Annotated in this window: 18 protein-coding genes; 10 read left to right on the top strand and 8 right to left on the bottom strand. The window is 47.4% G+C overall.

Translation table 11 applies throughout. The annotated features are described in order from the left end of the window. Positions 1-80 precede the first annotated feature (80 nt). Positions 81-1,517 carry an alanine/glycine:cation symporter family protein gene (locus ACE04G_RS04530; RefSeq protein WP_221819944.1) on the bottom strand — a complete coding sequence of 479 codons (1,437 nt, stop codon included), beginning with the start codon at positions 1,515-1,517 and terminating at the stop codon, positions 81-83. A gap of 327 nt (positions 1,518-1,844) precedes the next feature. Here ACE04G_RS04530 and ACE04G_RS04525 point away from each other — a divergent pair, with 327 nt between their 5' ends. Then, the gene (locus ACE04G_RS04525; protein WP_449003668.1) at positions 1,845-2,774 is read left to right on the top strand and encodes a response regulator; all 930 of its coding nucleotides are present in this window, start codon (positions 1,845-1,847) and stop codon (positions 2,772-2,774) included. Positions 2,775-2,947: 173 nt separating this feature from the next. On the opposite strand, the gene ACE04G_RS04520 is transcribed toward ACE04G_RS04525, so the two are convergent. Beyond that, positions 2,948-3,124 (bottom strand): aspartyl-phosphate phosphatase Spo0E family protein, encoded by a 177-nt coding sequence (locus tag ACE04G_RS04520; RefSeq protein WP_017691636.1) that lies wholly within the window; start codon positions 3,122-3,124, stop codon positions 2,948-2,950. A 436-nt stretch (positions 3,125-3,560) separates the two neighbouring features. Here ACE04G_RS04520 and ACE04G_RS04515 point away from each other — a divergent pair, with 436 nt between their 5' ends. Together ACE04G_RS04515 and ACE04G_RS04510 are read left to right on the top strand one after the other, a co-directional pair. Next, a complete protein-coding gene (locus tag ACE04G_RS04515) occupies positions 3,561-4,184 on the top strand; it encodes an acetate uptake transporter (protein ID WP_221819949.1) in 624 nt (207 codons plus the stop codon). A 212-nt stretch (positions 4,185-4,396) separates the two neighbouring features. Continuing rightward, positions 4,397-4,909, top strand: coding sequence for an acyl-CoA thioesterase (locus ACE04G_RS04510; RefSeq protein ID WP_449003711.1), 513 nt, complete (start codon positions 4,397-4,399; stop codon positions 4,907-4,909). A gap of 41 nt (positions 4,910-4,950) precedes the next feature. On the opposite strand, the gene ACE04G_RS04505 is transcribed toward ACE04G_RS04510, so the two are convergent. Both ACE04G_RS04505 and ACE04G_RS04500 read right to left on the bottom strand, forming a co-directional pair. Next, positions 4,951-6,027 (bottom strand): anthranilate phosphoribosyltransferase, encoded by a 1,077-nt coding sequence (locus ACE04G_RS04505; protein ID WP_449003667.1) that lies wholly within the window; start codon positions 6,025-6,027, stop codon positions 4,951-4,953. Between the two features lie 18 nt (positions 6,028-6,045). Further along, positions 6,046-6,639 (bottom strand): ANTAR domain-containing response regulator, encoded by a 594-nt coding sequence (locus tag ACE04G_RS04500; RefSeq protein WP_339180530.1) that lies wholly within the window; start codon positions 6,637-6,639, stop codon positions 6,046-6,048. Between the two features lie 590 nt (positions 6,640-7,229). On the opposite strand from ACE04G_RS04500, the gene nirB reads away from it, so the two are divergent. The 4 genes from nirB to cobA are packed head-to-tail and all read left to right on the top strand — an operon-like array spanning position 7,230 to position 11,691. Then, the gene (gene nirB, locus ACE04G_RS04495) at positions 7,230-9,671 is read left to right on the top strand and encodes a nitrite reductase large subunit NirB (protein WP_449003666.1); all 2,442 of its coding nucleotides are present in this window, start codon (positions 7,230-7,232) and stop codon (positions 9,669-9,671) included. A gap of 16 nt (positions 9,672-9,687) precedes the next feature. Then, a complete protein-coding gene (gene nirD / locus ACE04G_RS04490) occupies positions 9,688-10,005 on the top strand; it encodes a nitrite reductase small subunit NirD (protein ID WP_074092734.1) in 318 nt (105 codons plus the stop codon). A gap of 37 nt (positions 10,006-10,042) precedes the next feature. Next, positions 10,043-10,924, top strand: a complete 882-nt coding sequence (locus ACE04G_RS04485) for a formate/nitrite transporter family protein (protein WP_449003665.1) — start codon at positions 10,043-10,045, stop codon at positions 10,922-10,924. Further along, complete coding sequence (gene cobA / locus ACE04G_RS04480; RefSeq protein WP_449003664.1) at positions 10,921-11,691, top strand: uroporphyrinogen-III C-methyltransferase; 771 nt, start codon at positions 10,921-10,923, stop codon at positions 11,689-11,691. Before ACE04G_RS04485 ends, cobA begins: the two co-directional genes overlap by 4 nt. A 6-nt stretch (positions 11,692-11,697) precedes the next feature. On the opposite strand, the gene ACE04G_RS04475 is transcribed toward cobA, so the two are convergent. Further along, entirely contained in the window at positions 11,698-12,336 is a 639-nt protein-coding gene (locus ACE04G_RS04475) for a TetR/AcrR family transcriptional regulator (protein ID WP_336763007.1), read from the bottom strand. Positions 12,337-12,530: 194 nt separating this feature from the next. Between ACE04G_RS04475 and ACE04G_RS04470 the strand changes: the two genes are divergently transcribed. Then, positions 12,531-13,298, top strand: coding sequence for an SDR family NAD(P)-dependent oxidoreductase (locus ACE04G_RS04470; protein WP_145324813.1), 768 nt, complete (start codon positions 12,531-12,533; stop codon positions 13,296-13,298). Between the two features lie 459 nt (positions 13,299-13,757). Here the strand turns inward: ACE04G_RS04470 and ACE04G_RS04465 are convergent, their stop codons facing one another. The 3 genes from ACE04G_RS04465 to ACE04G_RS04455 all read right to left on the bottom strand — a co-directional run bounded on the left by ACE04G_RS04465 (position 13,758) and on the right by ACE04G_RS04455 (position 16,203). Next, complete coding sequence (locus ACE04G_RS04465; RefSeq protein WP_124116914.1) at positions 13,758-14,012, bottom strand: hypothetical protein; 255 nt, start codon at positions 14,010-14,012, stop codon at positions 13,758-13,760. A gap of 200 nt (positions 14,013-14,212) precedes the next feature. Then, a complete protein-coding gene (locus ACE04G_RS04460; protein ID WP_449003663.1) occupies positions 14,213-15,526 on the bottom strand; it encodes a sensor histidine kinase in 1,314 nt (437 codons plus the stop codon). Then, a complete protein-coding gene (locus ACE04G_RS04455; RefSeq protein WP_047841085.1) occupies positions 15,526-16,203 on the bottom strand; it encodes a response regulator transcription factor in 678 nt (225 codons plus the stop codon). The genes ACE04G_RS04460 and ACE04G_RS04455 overlap by 1 nt, the downstream gene beginning before the upstream one ends. A 254-nt stretch (positions 16,204-16,457) precedes the next feature. Between ACE04G_RS04455 and ACE04G_RS04450 the strand changes: the two genes are divergently transcribed. Continuing rightward, positions 16,458-17,276, top strand: coding sequence for a polyphosphate polymerase domain-containing protein (locus ACE04G_RS04450; protein WP_221819970.1), 819 nt, complete (start codon positions 16,458-16,460; stop codon positions 17,274-17,276). Next, positions 17,269-17,949: a DUF4956 domain-containing protein gene (locus ACE04G_RS04445; RefSeq protein WP_221819971.1), complete on the top strand. Its 681-nt coding sequence runs from the start codon at positions 17,269-17,271 to the stop codon at positions 17,947-17,949. Before ACE04G_RS04450 ends, ACE04G_RS04445 begins: the two co-directional genes overlap by 8 nt. The last annotated feature ends 18 nt before the right edge of the window (positions 17,950-17,967 follow it).

Below are 17,967 nucleotides of genomic sequence, written 5' to 3'. Positions count from 1 at the left end.
CGGGTTGCCCATGATGGATAATCCAAGTCCTGTTGTTTGTTGTGCCCATTTTATATAACCAACTACGTTCAGATAAAATCTTAATTGGCTACATGTTTTGATTTATCTCCTATAACTTCTTCTTCCGACTGCCAGCATTCCACTTCACCCGGAATATGAATGCGGTCCCGCGTAAAGACGGGATCACGTCCTTCAGCCTTTTGTTTCTTGTAGTCCTTCAACGCTTCAAAAGTCACCTTGGACAGCATCAGAATTGCAATCAGGTTCACCACCACCATGAGCCCCATGAACAGATCAGCCAAATCCCATACCAGCTGCACTTTCGCTACCGCACCAAACACCACCATCGCGATAACGCAAATGCGGTATACCCACAGCCAAACTTTGTTGGATTTGATAAACTCAATGTTGGTTTCTCCATAGTAATAATTTCCGATTAGTGTACTGAAAGCAAACAGGAACACCATAACCGCCAGGAATCCTGATGCCCATGGACCAATATGTACACTTAATGCAGCCTGAGTTAACTCAATGCCACCCAGATTGGAACCTTTGTATACCCCGGATAGCAAAATAATCATGGCTGTGCTTGTACATATCACTAACGTATCTGTCAGCACGCCAAACGCCTGAATAAGTCCCTGTTTCACCGGATGTGTTGCATCCGCCGTTGCAGCAGCATTCGGGGCGCTACCCATGCCCGCCTCATTGGAGAACAATCCGCGTTTCACACCGTTCATCAGTGCAGCACCTAACGTTCCTCCAGCCACTTGTTCGATGCCGAAGGCATTTTTGACGATCAAGGCAATCATGGCCGGAAGCTGGGTAATGTTCGCCAGCACCACAAAAGTCGCTACCCCAATGTACAATACGGCCAGTACAACAACGATGTATTCCGATGCTTTTGCAATCCGCTTGACACCGCCCATGATAATTCCTGCAAATATCACAGCCATAATGATACCCACCGTTAACCGATCCGTGCCAAATGAGTTCTCAAATGCAACGGTAATCGTGTTAGACTGCACCGCATTGAAAACCAAACCGAATGAAAGTGTGATGAGAATGGCAAATAAAATCCCCATCCAGCGTTTGCCCAACCCACGTTCCATATAATATGCCGGACCCCCGCGGAATCCGCCCTTATCCTTCACTTTATAGATCTGAGCCAACGTACTCTCCACAAAACTGGAGGCTGACCCGATAATTGCAATGATCCACATCCAGAATATAGCCCCAGGTCCACCCAGTGCGATCGCCAGTGCAATACCGGTAATATTCCCCGTACCTACACGGGCCGCCATACTAATACAGAACGCCTGAAAAGGTGAAATTTTGCCTGGTACCTTGCTTTTCGGCTCTAGAAGCACCTTCACCATGTCTCCAATCATGCGGAATTGCATGAATCGAGTCTTGGTGGTGAAGTATATACCACATACTACCAATAGTATAATTAACACTTTGGACCATAGAAAATCATTGAAAATGACGACAATATCTTGTATTGTTTGCTCCATCGGTATGCCCCTTTTATGGTGTATTTCAAACACAGAGATGGTCACGTGAAAAGTTTGTACCATTCTGCACAACACTAGCCCCAGACTTCAGGATGTTACTTATACTACAAGGGCATCTACGGAAATCGACAAATACCTACATGCAATTCCTACATTTATTTTAAAAATGGGCTTTATCGCCCAATCATTGTCATTTAACCTGACATATCAGGTTCTATGCAAGAAGGAAAGGAACGATTACACTGGAACGAGAGTTCATGGCGGAGTTAACCCCCTTTACCATAGATTTATCAATCACACCATTCGCAGAGAAAGGGAATGACTGACATGCGTTATTTTATCGTGGATGATGATCCTGGCGTTCGTTCCATGTTGATGGATATTATTGAGGATGAAGGCCTTGGCGATATTGCCGGGGAAGCTGAGGACGGAGCACATATTCACGCGGAAGTGTTGGAACTGCATAAGGTGGATATCCTGCTGATTGATCTGCTGATGCCACAACGAGACGGGGTCCAGACTGTGCGGGCGCTTGAAGGAAGGTTCGAGGGCAAGATCGTCATGATCTCCCAGATCGAGTCGAAAAATATGATCGGAGAAGCCTATTCACTAGGCATTGAATATTATATTACGAAGCCGATTAACCGGTTAGAGATTCTATCTGTTCTGCGGCTGGTGAACGAAAGGCTTCGGATGCAGCAATCCATCGCTGATATTCAGCGGACATTGCAGGGATTGTCCGGTTTGAATTCTATCGAACGTGCTGCGGCTCCTGTTCCGGACAAAACAATTACGACTGCAGGACATTTCCTGCTGTCCGAGATGGGCATGATCGGCGAAGCAGGCAGCAGGGATCTGCTGGACATGCTGGAATATCTGGAGCAGGTTGAGACAGATGAGCATAAGCTGTCCCCCTATACGTTCCCATCCCTCAAAGACATCTTCCAGAATGTAGCGATACGTAAACTGGGAGAAGACGCCTCTCTCGCAGAGGTGAACAAGGAGATCAAGGCATCGGAACAACGTGTTCGCAGAGCCATCTTCCAGACTCTGAGCCATGTGGTTTCTCTGGGATTAACCGATTATACACATCCCAAATTCGAGAACTATGCATCCAAATTTTTCGATTTCACCGAAATTCGTAAGAAAATGCTGGAGCTGCAAAACAATGTGGAGCCTTCCTTGTCCCAGACACGCATTAATACAAAAAAGTTCGTGCAGGTCCTATATTTGGAAGCCAAACGATTGCTGCATTAAACAGATGCATGATGGATACAATGCCAAAACAAACGGGCATGAATATTACGCCGGTAGGATACCGCCTCATCAACTGAGGCTGTCCATACCGGCTATATTCATGCCCGTCTGTACGATCAAGCGTTACAATCTATATGATTTGTTCCGTGTATAAAATCAAAATCGCTTTGGGTTCAGGCCCGTGAATGGTTTCGACTAATTCGGTTATACTCATTAATCAATTCGTCCAATGCCATAGACTGCCGAATCACATCGGGATGCCCAAGACCACCCTTGTTATGCTCTACCAGCATATGAAGGTTATGTCTGGCCTTCTCTATTTTATTTTTCAAATCCAAACTCATAACCATGACCCCTGATACCTCCTTATTCTGTGAACCATTTTAGTTTTTCCTGTCAATCTATAGTTGGATTAACATATGGCATAGGAGACAAGGATGTTTTGTATTCTTCTCCAAATTTTGATAAAGATTATTTTATCACACAAGAGCTGATCCGAAAATGGCTGATATGACGCAATTTTAGTGGTATTATCGTGGGTTAGATTCTAGCGTCTGGCCTCATCGTTCACCGCCAGAACGGATTGTGTCGTAAATGTGTATATTGAAAAAACAGAAAGTACATTGGTTCAAAAGGTAATAAAATCCCTTTCCATAATGGGGTCATTCAGGTACAATAGGGCGATGTGTGTGTCCGGACCCGGCGGATACAAATGATGTAATTTAGAGGACGGCCAACGACGGCCATTGATCCTGATTTGATATTATTGGAGGCTTAATCATCACCATGCAGACCGATTCACAGACTAAAGTCAAAATTGTTAACGCCGATCCCAGCGCAATGGGATTATTTGGGTTGGCTATCGTAACCCTGGTCGCTTCTTCCCAAAAGCTTGGCATTACGGATGGACTTAGCTACGCTATTCCTTGGGCGATCTTCCTGGGTGCCTTTGCCCAGCTATTCGCATGTATTCAAGATTCCAAACGTAACAATACCTTTGGCACAACGGCTTTTGGCGCGTACGCATTCTTCTGGTTTGCCATGGCGGCCAACTGGATGATCAAAATGGGCGTATTTGGCTCCACGCTTGCTGAACAGGCCGATGGCAAGCAGCTCGGATTTGCTTTTGCCGGATACCTCGTATTCACCCTGTTCATGACGATTGGTGCTATTGAAGCGAATAAAGTGTTGCTTATCATCTTCATTCTGATCGACTTCCTGTTCCTTGGCTTGACCTTTGACGCTTTCGGCGTAGCTCCTCACATTTTCCACACCATTGCAGCATACGCTGAACTGGCGATCGGAATTGTGTCCCTGTATGGTACAGGTGCTTCGGTACTGAACGCTCACTTCGGTTATGCGTTCTTGCCGATCGGCAAACCGTCCGGCATTTTCAAGCCTAAGGCTTAATATACAGCAGTTAACCGCCAGCGCGCCGGTCCGCGCCTGGCGGTTTTTTTTGCAGTCTGACTTCATCTGAATATGTATCTAACCGACACCTATACTAGGGAATAATAGATTATAAAAAGACCCTGCAGCACCTGAAAAGAAATGTCACAGTAGCAATACTGTCAGGAGGAAAAAGCATGAGAGAGATACCGAAACCCACGGAGATGGATCAGGTGGAGAAAAAATCTGTACGCGAAACACGTTGTTTCAAGACGGCACGGGTGTTCCCAACCGATGTCAACAATCATAATACGCTATTCGGTGGCAAGCTGATGTCCTACATCGATGATATTGCATCTATCGCCGCTTCCAAGCTATGCCGGGTCAATACCGTAACGGCCTCAACTGACTCGGTGGATTTCCTGTACCCGATTAACCCAACGGATTCGGTTACGCTTGAATCGTTCGCGTCCTGGACAGGACGCAGTTCCATGGAGATTTTTGTGAAAGTGATTCGAGAGGATCTGAAAACCGGAGAGAAGAAAATTGCAGCAACTGCATTTCTGACCTTTGTGGCCTTGGACGAAAATAATCGCAAACTGATCGTGCCTCGCATTATTCCGGAGACGGAAGAAGAAAAGAAATTATACGAGACCGCTCCGGATCGTGCGGCCATGCGGAAACAACGGCGGCAAGAGAGCAAGAAATTCGCTGACTTCCTGACCGTTACTTATCCTTGGGAATAAAAACAAGCTAAACAATAACAAGATTGAATACCAGCATTACATTATCTGGACGATGCCGGATAGATGGACACCGCTCTGTTATCCGGCAGTTCGCCACCCATGGAGACACACCACTGCTGATAGATGCGATACGCTGCACCACTCTCCAGCAATCCCTGACAAGTGTATATGCCCTCTTCGATGGAATTGACACGCCCCGCCACGTACAAGCGAAAACCTCCATTTAACAAGACCTGATTCACAAAAGCAATATGACCCTCACCGCTTAACACACTTTCCGCCACTTCAAGTTGCTTTGCAGCCGTCCAGACGAGCTCCGGCACGGGCATATCCAGTTCATAGGCTGCTGGATCAACCAATTCCAGCTTCATATCACCGTCTTCCACGGCGTATACGCGGGTTGGGCGATCAATATACAGATCCTCAGAACCTTCCATCCCCTGTACAACATAAGCACGACGATAGTTAAACCGGGTGAGCAACTTCGCAATCCGATCCAGAAAGGTATTATGAAACACACCAAACACCAAATACGGTGAATGGTTATAATCAATCAGTTTCTCTGCTGTGTTAAACACCGTTCGAAAACCCAGCTCTTCCCGTAACGGACGAAGCTTGCGAAGAGGTGCGCACCAATCCTCGGAGGACACGTACATGACACCCGAACGCAATGCAGCGCTCCGGGCATCTTCCCGATCCATCTTGTGTGTATCAATACCCACTTCCTTCAACAGTACCGACAACGTGACGCCCCACTTGGGTGGTAAAGGATCACTTCCGTGCAAAGTCACCGGCAACCCGGCCGCCGCGAGTACAAACGCAACCGGAAACGTGGCCATGAACGACTTTGTCCGTCCATCATAAGGACCTGCACAGTCCAATCCATCCTGAAATGTGGTGAAACGTTCCGCACTGTTACGACAAGCATGAACAAAAGCTTCCAGCTCCTCGACGTTTTCCATTTTCATACGTTCAGCCATAAGAAACGCAGCCGTCTGGGCAGGGGAAACCTCCTGTTTCAGGATTTTCTCTGCAACGGTCAGTGCTTCTGTATAATTCAGATCACGCGAGCCTCGTTTCCCACGTCCGACCTCTCGGAGTATCTGAGACATATCCATGGAGAATCCTCCTTCCAATTAAGACTGGAGCAGTTGATGGGCCTTCACAATTGCTGTAGCTACATCGACCATCCGTTTGCGTTCATCCATCGCTTTTTTGCGTAACAGGTCATAGGCTTCGGCCTCCGAGATCTGCTTCAGATCACTGAGGATAGCCTTCGCCATATCAATCCACTTCCGATCTTCCAGCCTGGATTGCAATTGCTTCCGTTCCTGCTCCCACTGTTTGCGTTCCATGTAACGTCGGGCTGCAAAGTGAAGAGTCCAGTGAATCTCGGGCCCGGTCATGGATGGCGTAAGTATTCCATCAAATGAGGTTTCGACCTCGCAGGACTCTGCGGAGGAAGAGGCTGTGTCTGGCGCGCACCACCAAAGCAGTGGTGAATCCGACTTCCCCTTTCCCAGGCAGTTCCCCCAGTATTCCACATCAGTCAGGGATAGGTGTAAAATGGATGCTTCCGCCTCACGAGCTAGCTTCAGCACCTCCGTTTCACTGCCTGCCACTTGTACATGGTACCCGTTTGCTCCCAGCAGCCTCTCCGGTGTCAGAGGGATTGCATCGGATGAGGCAGCTATCGTTGGTTGTACACGGATGACCAATAAAGATCGCATGATGGATCAATCCCTCCCTATTACGTATAGTCAGAGTCCATAACATTTAAGGCGTTAATACATGAAAGCAATAAATGTGTCATGTTACCTGACAAAAACCAAATAGTCACGATTATACGTTCTGAATTCAACATGTTAATAAGCACTTCATGCCTCGCCATCCTGCACTAAAAAAGGGTGAAACAGTGACCATGGCACCTTTTCTACAGTTTTATTCATAACCGGTATACTAATTTTATCTAAATCCTTCATTCTTATGAAGGTATATCTGTAAAACGTCGTCGTCCCATTGATATTCCAATAAACTCATGTAAACATAATTAACTTTAAATTTCAAATACTTTTTTATGTTAACTATCTTGACATGGTTAGATCGATCTTTTATAGTTAAGCCATAACAACTCCATATTTGAATCGATCACAGTTACAACGGCGTAGCTGGTTGAAATGGCAATGAAGCCTGTTTTGCAATCTCGGAGCAAGGGATGCGTATGTATATGCGCAGTCCTCCGAGGCATAACAGGCTTTTTCGATTTTAGAGACAAGGTTTTGAGGCAGTTTGCAGAATGGACCTAAGGGGGCTAATCATAATGAGTACAACGAAAAAACTGGTGCTGGTCGGTAATGGCATGGCGGGAATCCGCACAATTGAACATATCCTTAAGCTTGCTCCGCATGCTTATGAAATTACAGTCTTCGGCGCAGAGCCGCATCCCAACTACAACCGTATCATGCTATCTTCTGTACTGGCAGGCGGAACAACGATCGAAGATATCGTAATCAACGAGTGGAGCTGGTACGAAGATAACGGCATTCGGGTATACCCCGGTGACCCAGTCGTTCAGATCAATGCCGAGCGCAAAGAAGTTGTATCTCAAAATGGTGTACGTGCAACCTATGATGAGCTGATTATGGCAACAGGTTCACAGGCATTCATCCTGCCACTTCCCGGCGCTAATAAGGAAGGCGTGATCGGATTCCGCGATATTAAAGACTGCGAGACCATGATGGCAGCATCACAAAAGTATCGTAAAGCTGCCGTCATTGGAGGCGGATTGCTTGGACTGGAAGCAGCGCGGGGACTGCTTAATCTGGGCATGGACGTCACGGTTATCCATATTAACGGCCATCTGATGGACCGGAACCTGGATTTGCCGGCAGGCCTGATGCTCCAGCGTGAGCTTGAAGATCAGGGCATGAAGTTCCTTTTGAACAAACATACCGAAGAAATCACAGGGAAACATCGAGTAAAAGCCATTCGTTTCACCGATCAAACGGTGCTTGAAGCGGATCTGGTTGTCATGGCTGTCGGGATTCGTCCGCAGATTGAACTGGCTCGCAATACCGGCCTCGATGTGAATCGCGGAGTCATTGTAGATGATTATATGCATACCAGCATCCCTGGCATCTCTGCCGTTGGCGAATGTGCAGAACATCGCGGTATTGCCTACGGACTGGTAGCTCCATTATATGAACAAGGTATGGTGCTCGCAAAACGCCTGGCTGGCGCGGCAACCGAAGGATACGAAGGTTCAGTCACTTCTACCAAGCTGAAAGTATCAGGTGTTGACGTATTCTCTGCCGGACAATTCAAAGACGCTGCAGACACTCGCAGCATTCGTATTCAAGATGACGTCGATGGTGTGTACAAAAAGATGGTGATCAAAGACGGACAGCTGATCGGAGCTGTATTGTTCGGGGATACCACAGATGGCGCTTCTCTATTTTCCCTCATTAAGAGTGGTGAGAACATCAGTGGTCGGGAGAAAGAAATTTTGCTCGGTGTACCTTCCGGTGGTTCGGCCTCGGGCCCATCTGTCGCAGAACGCATGGCGAGTATGCCGGATGACGAGATCGTCTGTGGTTGTAACGGTGTTACCAAAGCTTCCATCGGGGACGCGGTTCTGAATAAAGGCTGTAATACACTGGGTGCAATCAAGTCCTGTACCAAAGCTTCCGCTTCTTGCGGTGGATGCAAACCGATTATCGAAAATCTGCTCACGTATTACGCAGGTGATAATGTAGGCGAACAGACCAAAGAAGGCATCTGTGGCTGTACGTCCTATGATCGGGATGAGATTGTTGCTCAGATCAAGGAGATGGGACTCAAAAGCGTGAAGGAAGTCATGAATGTTCTCGGGTGGAATGAACCGGAAGGTTGCTCCAAGTGCCGTCCTTCCCTCAACTATTATCTCGGTATGATCTGGCCGGCTGAATACACAGACGAGCGTGTATCCAAATTCACCAATGAACGCTATCATGCCAACATCCAGAAGGACGGTACCTACTCCGTTATTCCACGGATCTATGGTGGTGTTACTTCTCCAGCGGAATTGATCAAAATTGCAACTGTTGCAGAGAAATACGATGTGCCTTTGGTGAAATTCACGGGTGGACAACGACTCGATCTGCTCGGTGTACAGAAGGAGAACCTGCCGAAGATCTGGGAGGAACTCGATATGCCTTCCGGCTTTGGTTATGGCAAAGCGCTTCGTACGGTGAAGACTTGTGTAGGTAATACGTTCTGCCGATTCGGCACACAGGATTCCATTGAGATGGGTATTCGTCTGGAGAAAAAACTCGACAAGATGGTAGCTCCAGCCAAAGTGAAACTCGCTGTCTCGGGATGTCCGCGGAACTGTGCTGAAGCGACCATCAAAGATCTGGGTGTTGTCGCCATTGATGGCGCTTGGGAGATTCATGTTGGCGGTAACGCGGGAGTCAAGGTTCGTGCAGCCGAGTTGCTCTGTACGGTGAAGACCGATGCGGAAGTGGAAGAGTGGACTTACTCTTACCTGCAGTACTATAGAGAGAACGCAAAATGGAATGAGAGAACAGCGGCATGGATTGAACGGGTTGGTCTGGATCATGTGAAGGAAGCATTGGCGGATCGGGATGTACGTCTCGCTCTGGTTGAACGTCTGGAAGTTACACTGGGTCACACGGTTGATCCTTGGAAGGAAATCATTGAAGATGAGAAATTGCGTAAAAACTTCACCCCACTGTCCGGTGCCGAGCCGGTAACCCACTAGAAGAGGAGGAACAGCGATGAACAAATTCCGGATTGGACACCTTGCGGATATTGATGAAAAGGGAGCACGGACATTCCTGATACAGGACACCGAAATTGCCGTCTTCAAACTGAGCGACGGAAGTCTGCACGCCGTCGAGAATCGCTGCCCTCACAAGGGCGGCAAGCTGTCGGAAGGCATGGTGTGCGGGACAGCTGTTCATTGTCCTTTGCATGATTGGAAGATTGATCTGCGTAACGGTAAGGTACATGAGCCGGATGAAGGCTGCTTGAATACCTACAAAACAGAAGTGGATGGCAACAGCGGAGAAATTTACATCACGATTGCGGGCTAAATGCTAGAGATACCCTGACATCAAGGAGGCGTGCGCTATGGATTTTGTTAAACCTGCAGAAGTGCTGCAATCGATGGTCGAAGCTGGTGAGAGCAAGGCCAGAATGAACCGGGTACAGATGCTGATCCGCGGTTTTCTGGCGGGGGCTATCCTTGCCTTTGCAACGACACTGGCATATACCGCTGTATCTCAAACTTCCGTTGGTTTGGCAGGTGCACTGATATTCCCGGCTGGATTCGCCATTATTATTCTACTGGGTCTTGAATTGGTGACAGGAAACTTTGCGTTGCTTCCACTCGCAGTGATGAAACGTAGAGTAACATGGATGGAGATGCTCCGAAATTATTTTTGGGTGATTACCGGTCATCTGATCGGATGTGCTTTCTATGCTCTCTTATACGGCCTGACCATTACCAAGATGGGTACGGATATGAGCAACCCTCTAATTCAAACGCTGATCCAGACCAGTGAAGGCAAGACACTGGGGTATCAGCACTTGGGTGGGGCTGGCATTGTTCTGGTCACCATCAAAGCCATTCTATGTAACTGGATGGTCACACTCGGGGCAGTGATGGCGATGACTTCCACTTCCACACTGGGCAAAATCGTAGCGATGTGGCTGCCCATTACCATATTTTTCGCTCAGGGATTTGAGCACGCTGTGGTAAATATGTTCGTCATTCCGGCAGGCATGATGCTCGGCGCACAGGTCAGTATTGCTGACTGGTGGCTATGGAATCAGATCCCGGTATTGGTTGGCAATCTCATAGGCGGAGCCGTATTTACTGGACTCGGTCTGTATGCCGCCCACCACTGGGGAAATCCGGTGAAGATATCGACGAAACTGGCAACCATTCAGGGTGGTCGTTCAGGATTGGCAAGTTCTGATGCTACACCGAAATTGGGGACACGATCATGAGCCGGGGCCTGGTTAGTATTGTTGGCGCTGGTCCTGGAGATCCGGATCTGATTACGGTAAAAGCCCTGAAACGTATTCAGTCCGCAGATGTCATTATGTATGATCGGCTTGTGAATGATCAATTGCTCGCTGAGGCTCATGAAGGAGCACTCCGCATCTACTGCGGCAAGGCCCCAGGCCTTCATTCCATGAGTCAGGAGATGATTGGACGGATGCTGGCTGCCCATGCAGCGGAAGGCAAACAAGTCGTACGACTCAAGGGTGGCGATCCGTTTATCTTTGGCCGTGGTGGTGAAGAAGCGCTTGTGCTGGCGGAAGCAGGGATTGCATTTGAGATCATTCCCGGCATCACTTCAGCTGTAGGTACATCCTCTTCATCCCTTATTCCGTTAACTCATCGCGGGGTTGCTTCATCCTTCGCATGTGTCACGGGAACCGGCAGTGATGGAAGTGTATCTTCGGTCCGCTGGGACCTGCTCGCCCATAGTGTAGATACATTGGTCATCTACATGGGTATTAGCCAACTGCCCCAAATCCAACATGAATTGCTTCACCATGGCAAAAGTGGAACCACCCCCGCAGCTTTAATCGAACGGGGAACCACTTCGGAGGAACGCATTATTACCGGCACACTTGCCGAACTCCACTCCCTCGCCAAGTCGCATAAAGTGAATAATCCCGCATTAATTATGGTCGGAGAGTCTGTCCTGATCCGCGAACAGCTGCTTCAGATGCAACAGGCCGCGAACGCCTCCATGACCGGATAATCTGACTCAATCCAACAGCATACGCTCATGAATAGTCCGACCCTTCTGCCCTGGTTCAATCAGCAGACGGGTCGGTTTGATGTTAATCAGTGCCGTAAGCTGCTCCCCCATATAATGCGCAGAATACTTGAATCCAATCTCTGCCCAATGCATGATCACACCTACCGTTGCAGATACCAGATAACTTAACATGATGTCGTAATTAATCGTCCACTCACTATCCTCGGTCACCAATACAAAATCTTCGGTTAGATACGTTCTAAACATATTGCACAGCCGGGAACCCATATCTGAATGCATCGTTATTAATGCACGAAAGATATCCTGATGGGCTTCAATATATTCGAATACAGGCATCGTGGATGGCAGCAATGCAGTCATGTCCACTTCTTTGAGCTGTGCGTATGGTTCTGCATAAGCTCGCCCCACTCCCTGCATGAAATCATCCAGTATGAACTGCAACAACTCCGGTTTGCCGGGAAAATGTAAATAGAAGGTTCCTCGGTTGTAATCCGCCCGCTCTGTAATGTCCCGAATGGTTAAAGCGTCTGCTCCCTTCTCCAATATCAAAGAAACCGCCGCAGCGATGATCGCATCCTGCGTTCTTCGTGCTCTCCGGTCCTGAGGATGTTCAATGATCAACATTCTCGCCTCCTTTGTTCATTATTGTAATATAAATGAACACCGCTTACATCTATGTCCGATAGCTGACATATGCGCTGTCAATGATTATTGTCACATTGCTATGTATATCTTAACATTGAGACAGGAAAGATAGACGACAGGTTGAAACTTTTTTTGAGAAATACCTGCCAATAATGAATAAGGAGCGGATAATCATGAGTACATCTTATACACATACAGCCGTTATTACAGGAGCAGCCGGGGGCATTGGTAAAGAATTGGCACGCCGCCTTGCTGAGCGCAAAATCAACTTGGTTCTGGTGGACCTGAATGAAGAAGCCATCCAACAGACGATTACTGATCTGAACCTCGACAAAGAGCACGTCATCGCCGTAAAAGCGAACGTATCCCAAGAAGCAGACGTGAAAAACTATGTGCAAAAAGCATTGGATGCATTTGGCCGAATCGATTATTTTGCCAACAATGCCGGTATTGAAGGTCCAACAGGACTGATCGAAGACCTGAGTGTTGAAGCACTGGATATGGTATATAACGTCAACATTCGTGGGGTATTCCTGGGTCTGCAAAATGTCATTCCAGTGATGAAAAAACAAAAATCGGGTGCGATTCTAAATACCTCTTCCCTCGCGGGTCTGATGGGTGCACCTGCTGTGTCTCCATATATTATGTCCAAACATGCCGTAGTTGGTCTCACGCGTACCGCTGCAAATGAATTGGCACCTTATAATATCCGGGTTAACGCTGTATTGCCAGGCACAATCAACACACGTATGATGCGCCAGATCGAAGCAAATTCCGGTAACGTGGAAGACTATCAATCAGCAACGGTGTCCAGCATTCCAATGGGTCGTTACGGTGAACCGGAAGAAGTCGCTGCAGTAATGAACTTCCTGTTGTCCGAAGAAGCATCCTATGTAACAGCTTCCCTCTACACTGTAGATGGCGGCATGATGGGTCAATAAGAAGCTGCAAACGGTAGGATTGATAGAGATTGGGTCGATAGAACTTCAAGTCCATCCTTAGAAAAGTTATACCGACAGGTATTCCCGAAGGAACGCCTGGTCGCTACAATCTAAAAAAGACCTCAACACCACAGTTTTGTGGAGTTGAGGTCTTTTTTACAGTACAACACTTGCCATGCAGAAGGCTGCATCTGTGAAAATGTCTTTTGAAACGCCATTTAACGCCTCGTTGCACCTTGTGATCACTCTAACGAACCTAGGGCACCATATATCAGCTAAAAGCGCTTATTTCCCGAACTAACGAATCTCAGACACGCTAATTCCGCAGAAATGCTTTAACTGCATGGGAAAGTCCTAAAATCCATAGAATAACGTGTCTTAGATTCGTTACATTCCCAATCGAGCGAGAAATGCCCGAATAGCGCGTGTGAGATTCGTTAGATTTTGCCCACACTTAACTTAATCGACGTATCCCGCGTGACCCTTGTCCATCAAGTAGTCCATCTCAGCATCCAGGATGCTTTCCACGGTCAACTCATCCAGCTTCACATCTTTACGACTAAGGATATAGTCAGCCAGATCATCGCCGTCAATATCCACATCGTTACCTTTGGCATTCTCATGCGCCTTGTTGATGTACGCTTGCTCATGCTTCAGCACAAGGGCGATATTCGCCTGGCTTGCCTTCGTTTTATCTGCAATATATTGCATCATTTCTTGTTCATTAATTGCGTTTGCTTCTGCCACGTTCAGTCATCTCCTTGATTCATACATACTGTTGCCATTGTAGCATAGGTTAACCCATTACAGGCAGAACTTATGCCTGAAGAACAATTATAGAGAGGGAACGAAGGATTAGTGTGGAGCCGAAACGTAGGTAGCATTTTTTCATACGCTGGCTCATCACACCTCCCTTACGACAACCGCACGTAAAATGTAGCACCCTCTCCGACTACACTTCGAGCGTACAGCTCTCCTTTGTGCTGATCCACAATGGAACGAGCAATCGCCAGGCCCAGACCATGCCCACCATGTTTGCGTGCTCTTGACGAATCGGTGCGATAGAATCGATCGAAGATCCGATCCAGATGTTCCGGCGCAATGCCTTCCCCAGTGTTGGACACGGTCAGCAGGACATCATTATTCTGTTTCTGGAGGGTGACGTTTACGGCGCCTTTTGGACCGGAATACTTCACAGCATTATCGAGCAAGATCAGAATGACCTGTTTGATCTGCTCACTGTTCCCATGAACCGTAAGATTCGGCTCAATATTGTAATCGAGGGAGATGTTTTTCTCAAAAATAACGGCCTCCATCGGCAAAATAATACTTTCCACCGCATCGCTCATATTAAACTTCGCATGAATCATCGTGGAACGCGAGTCGTCCATCTGTGTCAGATAGAGCAGATCATTCGTAAGTCCGGTCATGCGCTCGGTTTCCGACTTGATATAGTGCAGCCACTTCGCCTGGTTTGTTATGGTATCCTCCTGATTCGCGAGCAACACGTCGGCATTGGTATTGATGATCGCCAGCGGTGTCTTCAGCTCATGTGAAGCATCACCGATGAATTGTTTTTGCTTCTCAAACGCTTCTCTGACTGGTGCAATGGAGCGATTCGCAAAATAACGACTCAGGAAGTAGATCACAATCAGCATGACCAGTCCGACAACAGCAAATGTATAGATCAGGTTCGTCAGAATGCCTTGTTGTGCGGTCACATCAATAAAGACAATCATATGCCCATCACCGCTCGGATCAACCACATAGGCCCAATCCGTTCCGTCCAGCGCAAATTGTCCAGTCTGCCGTCCCGAATCACCAACTTTATCTTGGTCAACCTTTTGCAACGCCGCGGTGTAGAACGTATCTTCCATATCAAAGCGGGAATGCGTATCCGTAATCTTCCACTGGTCATCCGTCTTGATCATGAACGAAACGGAACGTGCCGGAGGTGAGTTGGGATCACCTCCCGGGCCTCCATTATCACCACCCATGGCATCGGAGGGAAACGAATCTGTACCGGAACCCTGTCCTTCCCCGCGCGGCATCTTGGATGAATTATAAGGACTGTGATAGAAATCGGACACCTTGTACAACTCCATATTTGTCTCACGTTGCACATTCTGATACGTAATTGTATAGATCGTCGCAAATGCCACCAGCATCATAATAGATATGGACAACAGATTCACGATCAGGAATCGATTTCGGAGTTTCTTGAACATCAGGACGTCACCTCAAGCACATACCCCACACCCCGAATCGTGTTAATGCGAACAGCAGAGTTCAGGAAGGTTAATTTTTTGCGCAAAAACGATATATAAACCTCCACATTGTTATACTCCACTTCCGAATCAAATCCCCATAACTTCTCAATAATCTGCTCTTTGGAGGTAATCGCCTGTTTGCGGGCAATCAACAGCTCCAGCAGTTCATTCTCCTTCAGATTCAACTTGATCTCTTTACCCTGTACGCTCAGCTTCAACTGGGTTGTATTCAGCTCAATGTCGCCAAACTTCAGCCCATCCTCGGGAACCACTTCACCCTTCCGCCGTAAAGCTGCACGAATCCGGGCTAACAATTCCTCTGTGGCAAAAGGCTTGGCGATATAATCATCGGCACCATAATCGAGCCCTGTGACTTTGTCCGATAGTTCACCCTTGGCAGTAAGCAGAATGACAGGCGTATGAATGCCTTCACTGCGAAGTTTCTTCAGGACGGTGATCCCGTCCATCTCCGGCATCATGATGTCGAGTAGTAACAGGTCGTAGATGCCGCTCTGCGCATAATCGAGTCCTGACCTGCCGTCGTGGACCATGTCCACGGAGTAGTTGTTTTTTTTCAAAATCTGCGACACAGCCTCTGCCAAATGAACCTCATCTTCCGCAATTAATATTCTCATCATCTATTCATTCCTCTGCTTGAATTATTCGTCTTCATGAACCCTTGTATGATATCGCCTATTCTATCAATCAAACCTTGAATCAATCTTAATTCATTTTGTGCATGCGCACTATTATAGGAAGGTAAAAAAATGTTAACGCAATGTAAAACCATTTAAGATTCATTCAAGGTTGGGGCTCTAAGATACAGACATGGAAGCAATACACGATGCAACAAAACATACAACCCACCAACGAAAGGAATGAGTCCCACATGGCTATTGAAGTATTCAACCGATATGAGAGCAAGTACCTTCTGACGGATGAGCAGTACGCACATTTCTACAATGACCTGCTGAAATACATGGAGCTGGATGCCTACAACAAGAAACATGAGTACTACTCCATCAGTAACCTGTACTTCGACACTCCGCAGGATTCGCTGATCCGCGCCAGTCTCTCCAAACCAAAATACAAGGAGAAGCTGAGACTGCGGGCTTATGGAATACCTGAAGAGAATGCCAAAGTGTATCTGGAGATCAAAAAGAAAGTATTTGGCCTGGTGAACAAACGCAGAACAGCCTTGAAGTTGGATGAAGCTTACGAATTCGTTCGTTCGGGACAGGCACCGGAGCTCGCGGATTACATGAACAAACAGGTTGTCGAAGAGATCAAATATTTCCTCCGGGTATACGATCTGGAACCGAAAGTGTATCTGGCGTATGAGCGCAAAGCACTCTTTGACAAGAACAGCCGGGATCTCCGCATTACCTTTGATACCAACATCCGCAGTCGTAGATACGATCTGAAGCTGGAACAGGGAGATTACGGCGAACCGCTGGTGAAGGACGGTCGATGGCTGATGGAAGTAAAAGCCGAGAAAACCGTTCCGCTGTGGCTGTCGCAACTGCTCTGTGAGCATGGTCTATACCGCACCGGATTCTCCAAATACGGTAACGAGTACAGACACCTGGTGAGAACAACCAACCTGAATTACCAGACAGAGCGCATTCTTGTACCAGGTACCGATTTCAACCCATCCATAGAACAAGATAAAACGATTATAGAAAGAGAGCGTGTCCTATATGCTTGATTCACTGTTCAGTTCAGCCCTAACCGATACCAACCTGACGTTTAACAACGCAGTCATTACTATTGGTCTTGCCATCATTCTGGGATTGGTCATCAGCCTCACCTACATGAAGACTAACCAAAACACATACTCCCAGAGCTTCACCTTAACGATGGTTGTCCTGCCCGTCATTGTCGCTATTATCATCCTACTCATCGGCAGCAACATCGCACGAGCTTTCAGCCTGGCAGGTGCCTTCTCGATCATCCGATTCCGAAGTGCCCCTGGTGATCCAAAGGACATTGCTTACGTATTGTTCACGATGGCTTCCGGTCTTGCTTGCGGTGTAGGCGCTTTTGGATACGCGGTTCTGTTCACCATTATCCTGTGTGTACTGATGTTTGTCCTGAGTCGCTTCAACTTCGGCGGCAAGAAAAGTCAGCTGAAAACGCTGAAAGTCACCATCCCCGAAAACTTGAGTTATGAAGAAGCACTTAATGAAGTGTTCCATACATTCAATGTACCTTTTGATCTGAAGAAAATCAGAACCACTGAACTCGGCAGTCTGTATGAGCTGGTCTACAGTGTAACCATTCACGAAAGTGTTAGCCAAAAGGAATTCCTCGATGCGATCCGCACACGGAACGGCAACCTGGATATCTCGTTAACCATGAGTCCAACAACAGAATATTAATTTTTAATTCGAAGGGAA

The organism is Paenibacillus sp. AGC31 (assembly GCF_057334655.1).
This window is presented reverse-complemented; position numbering and strand designations above follow the sequence as displayed.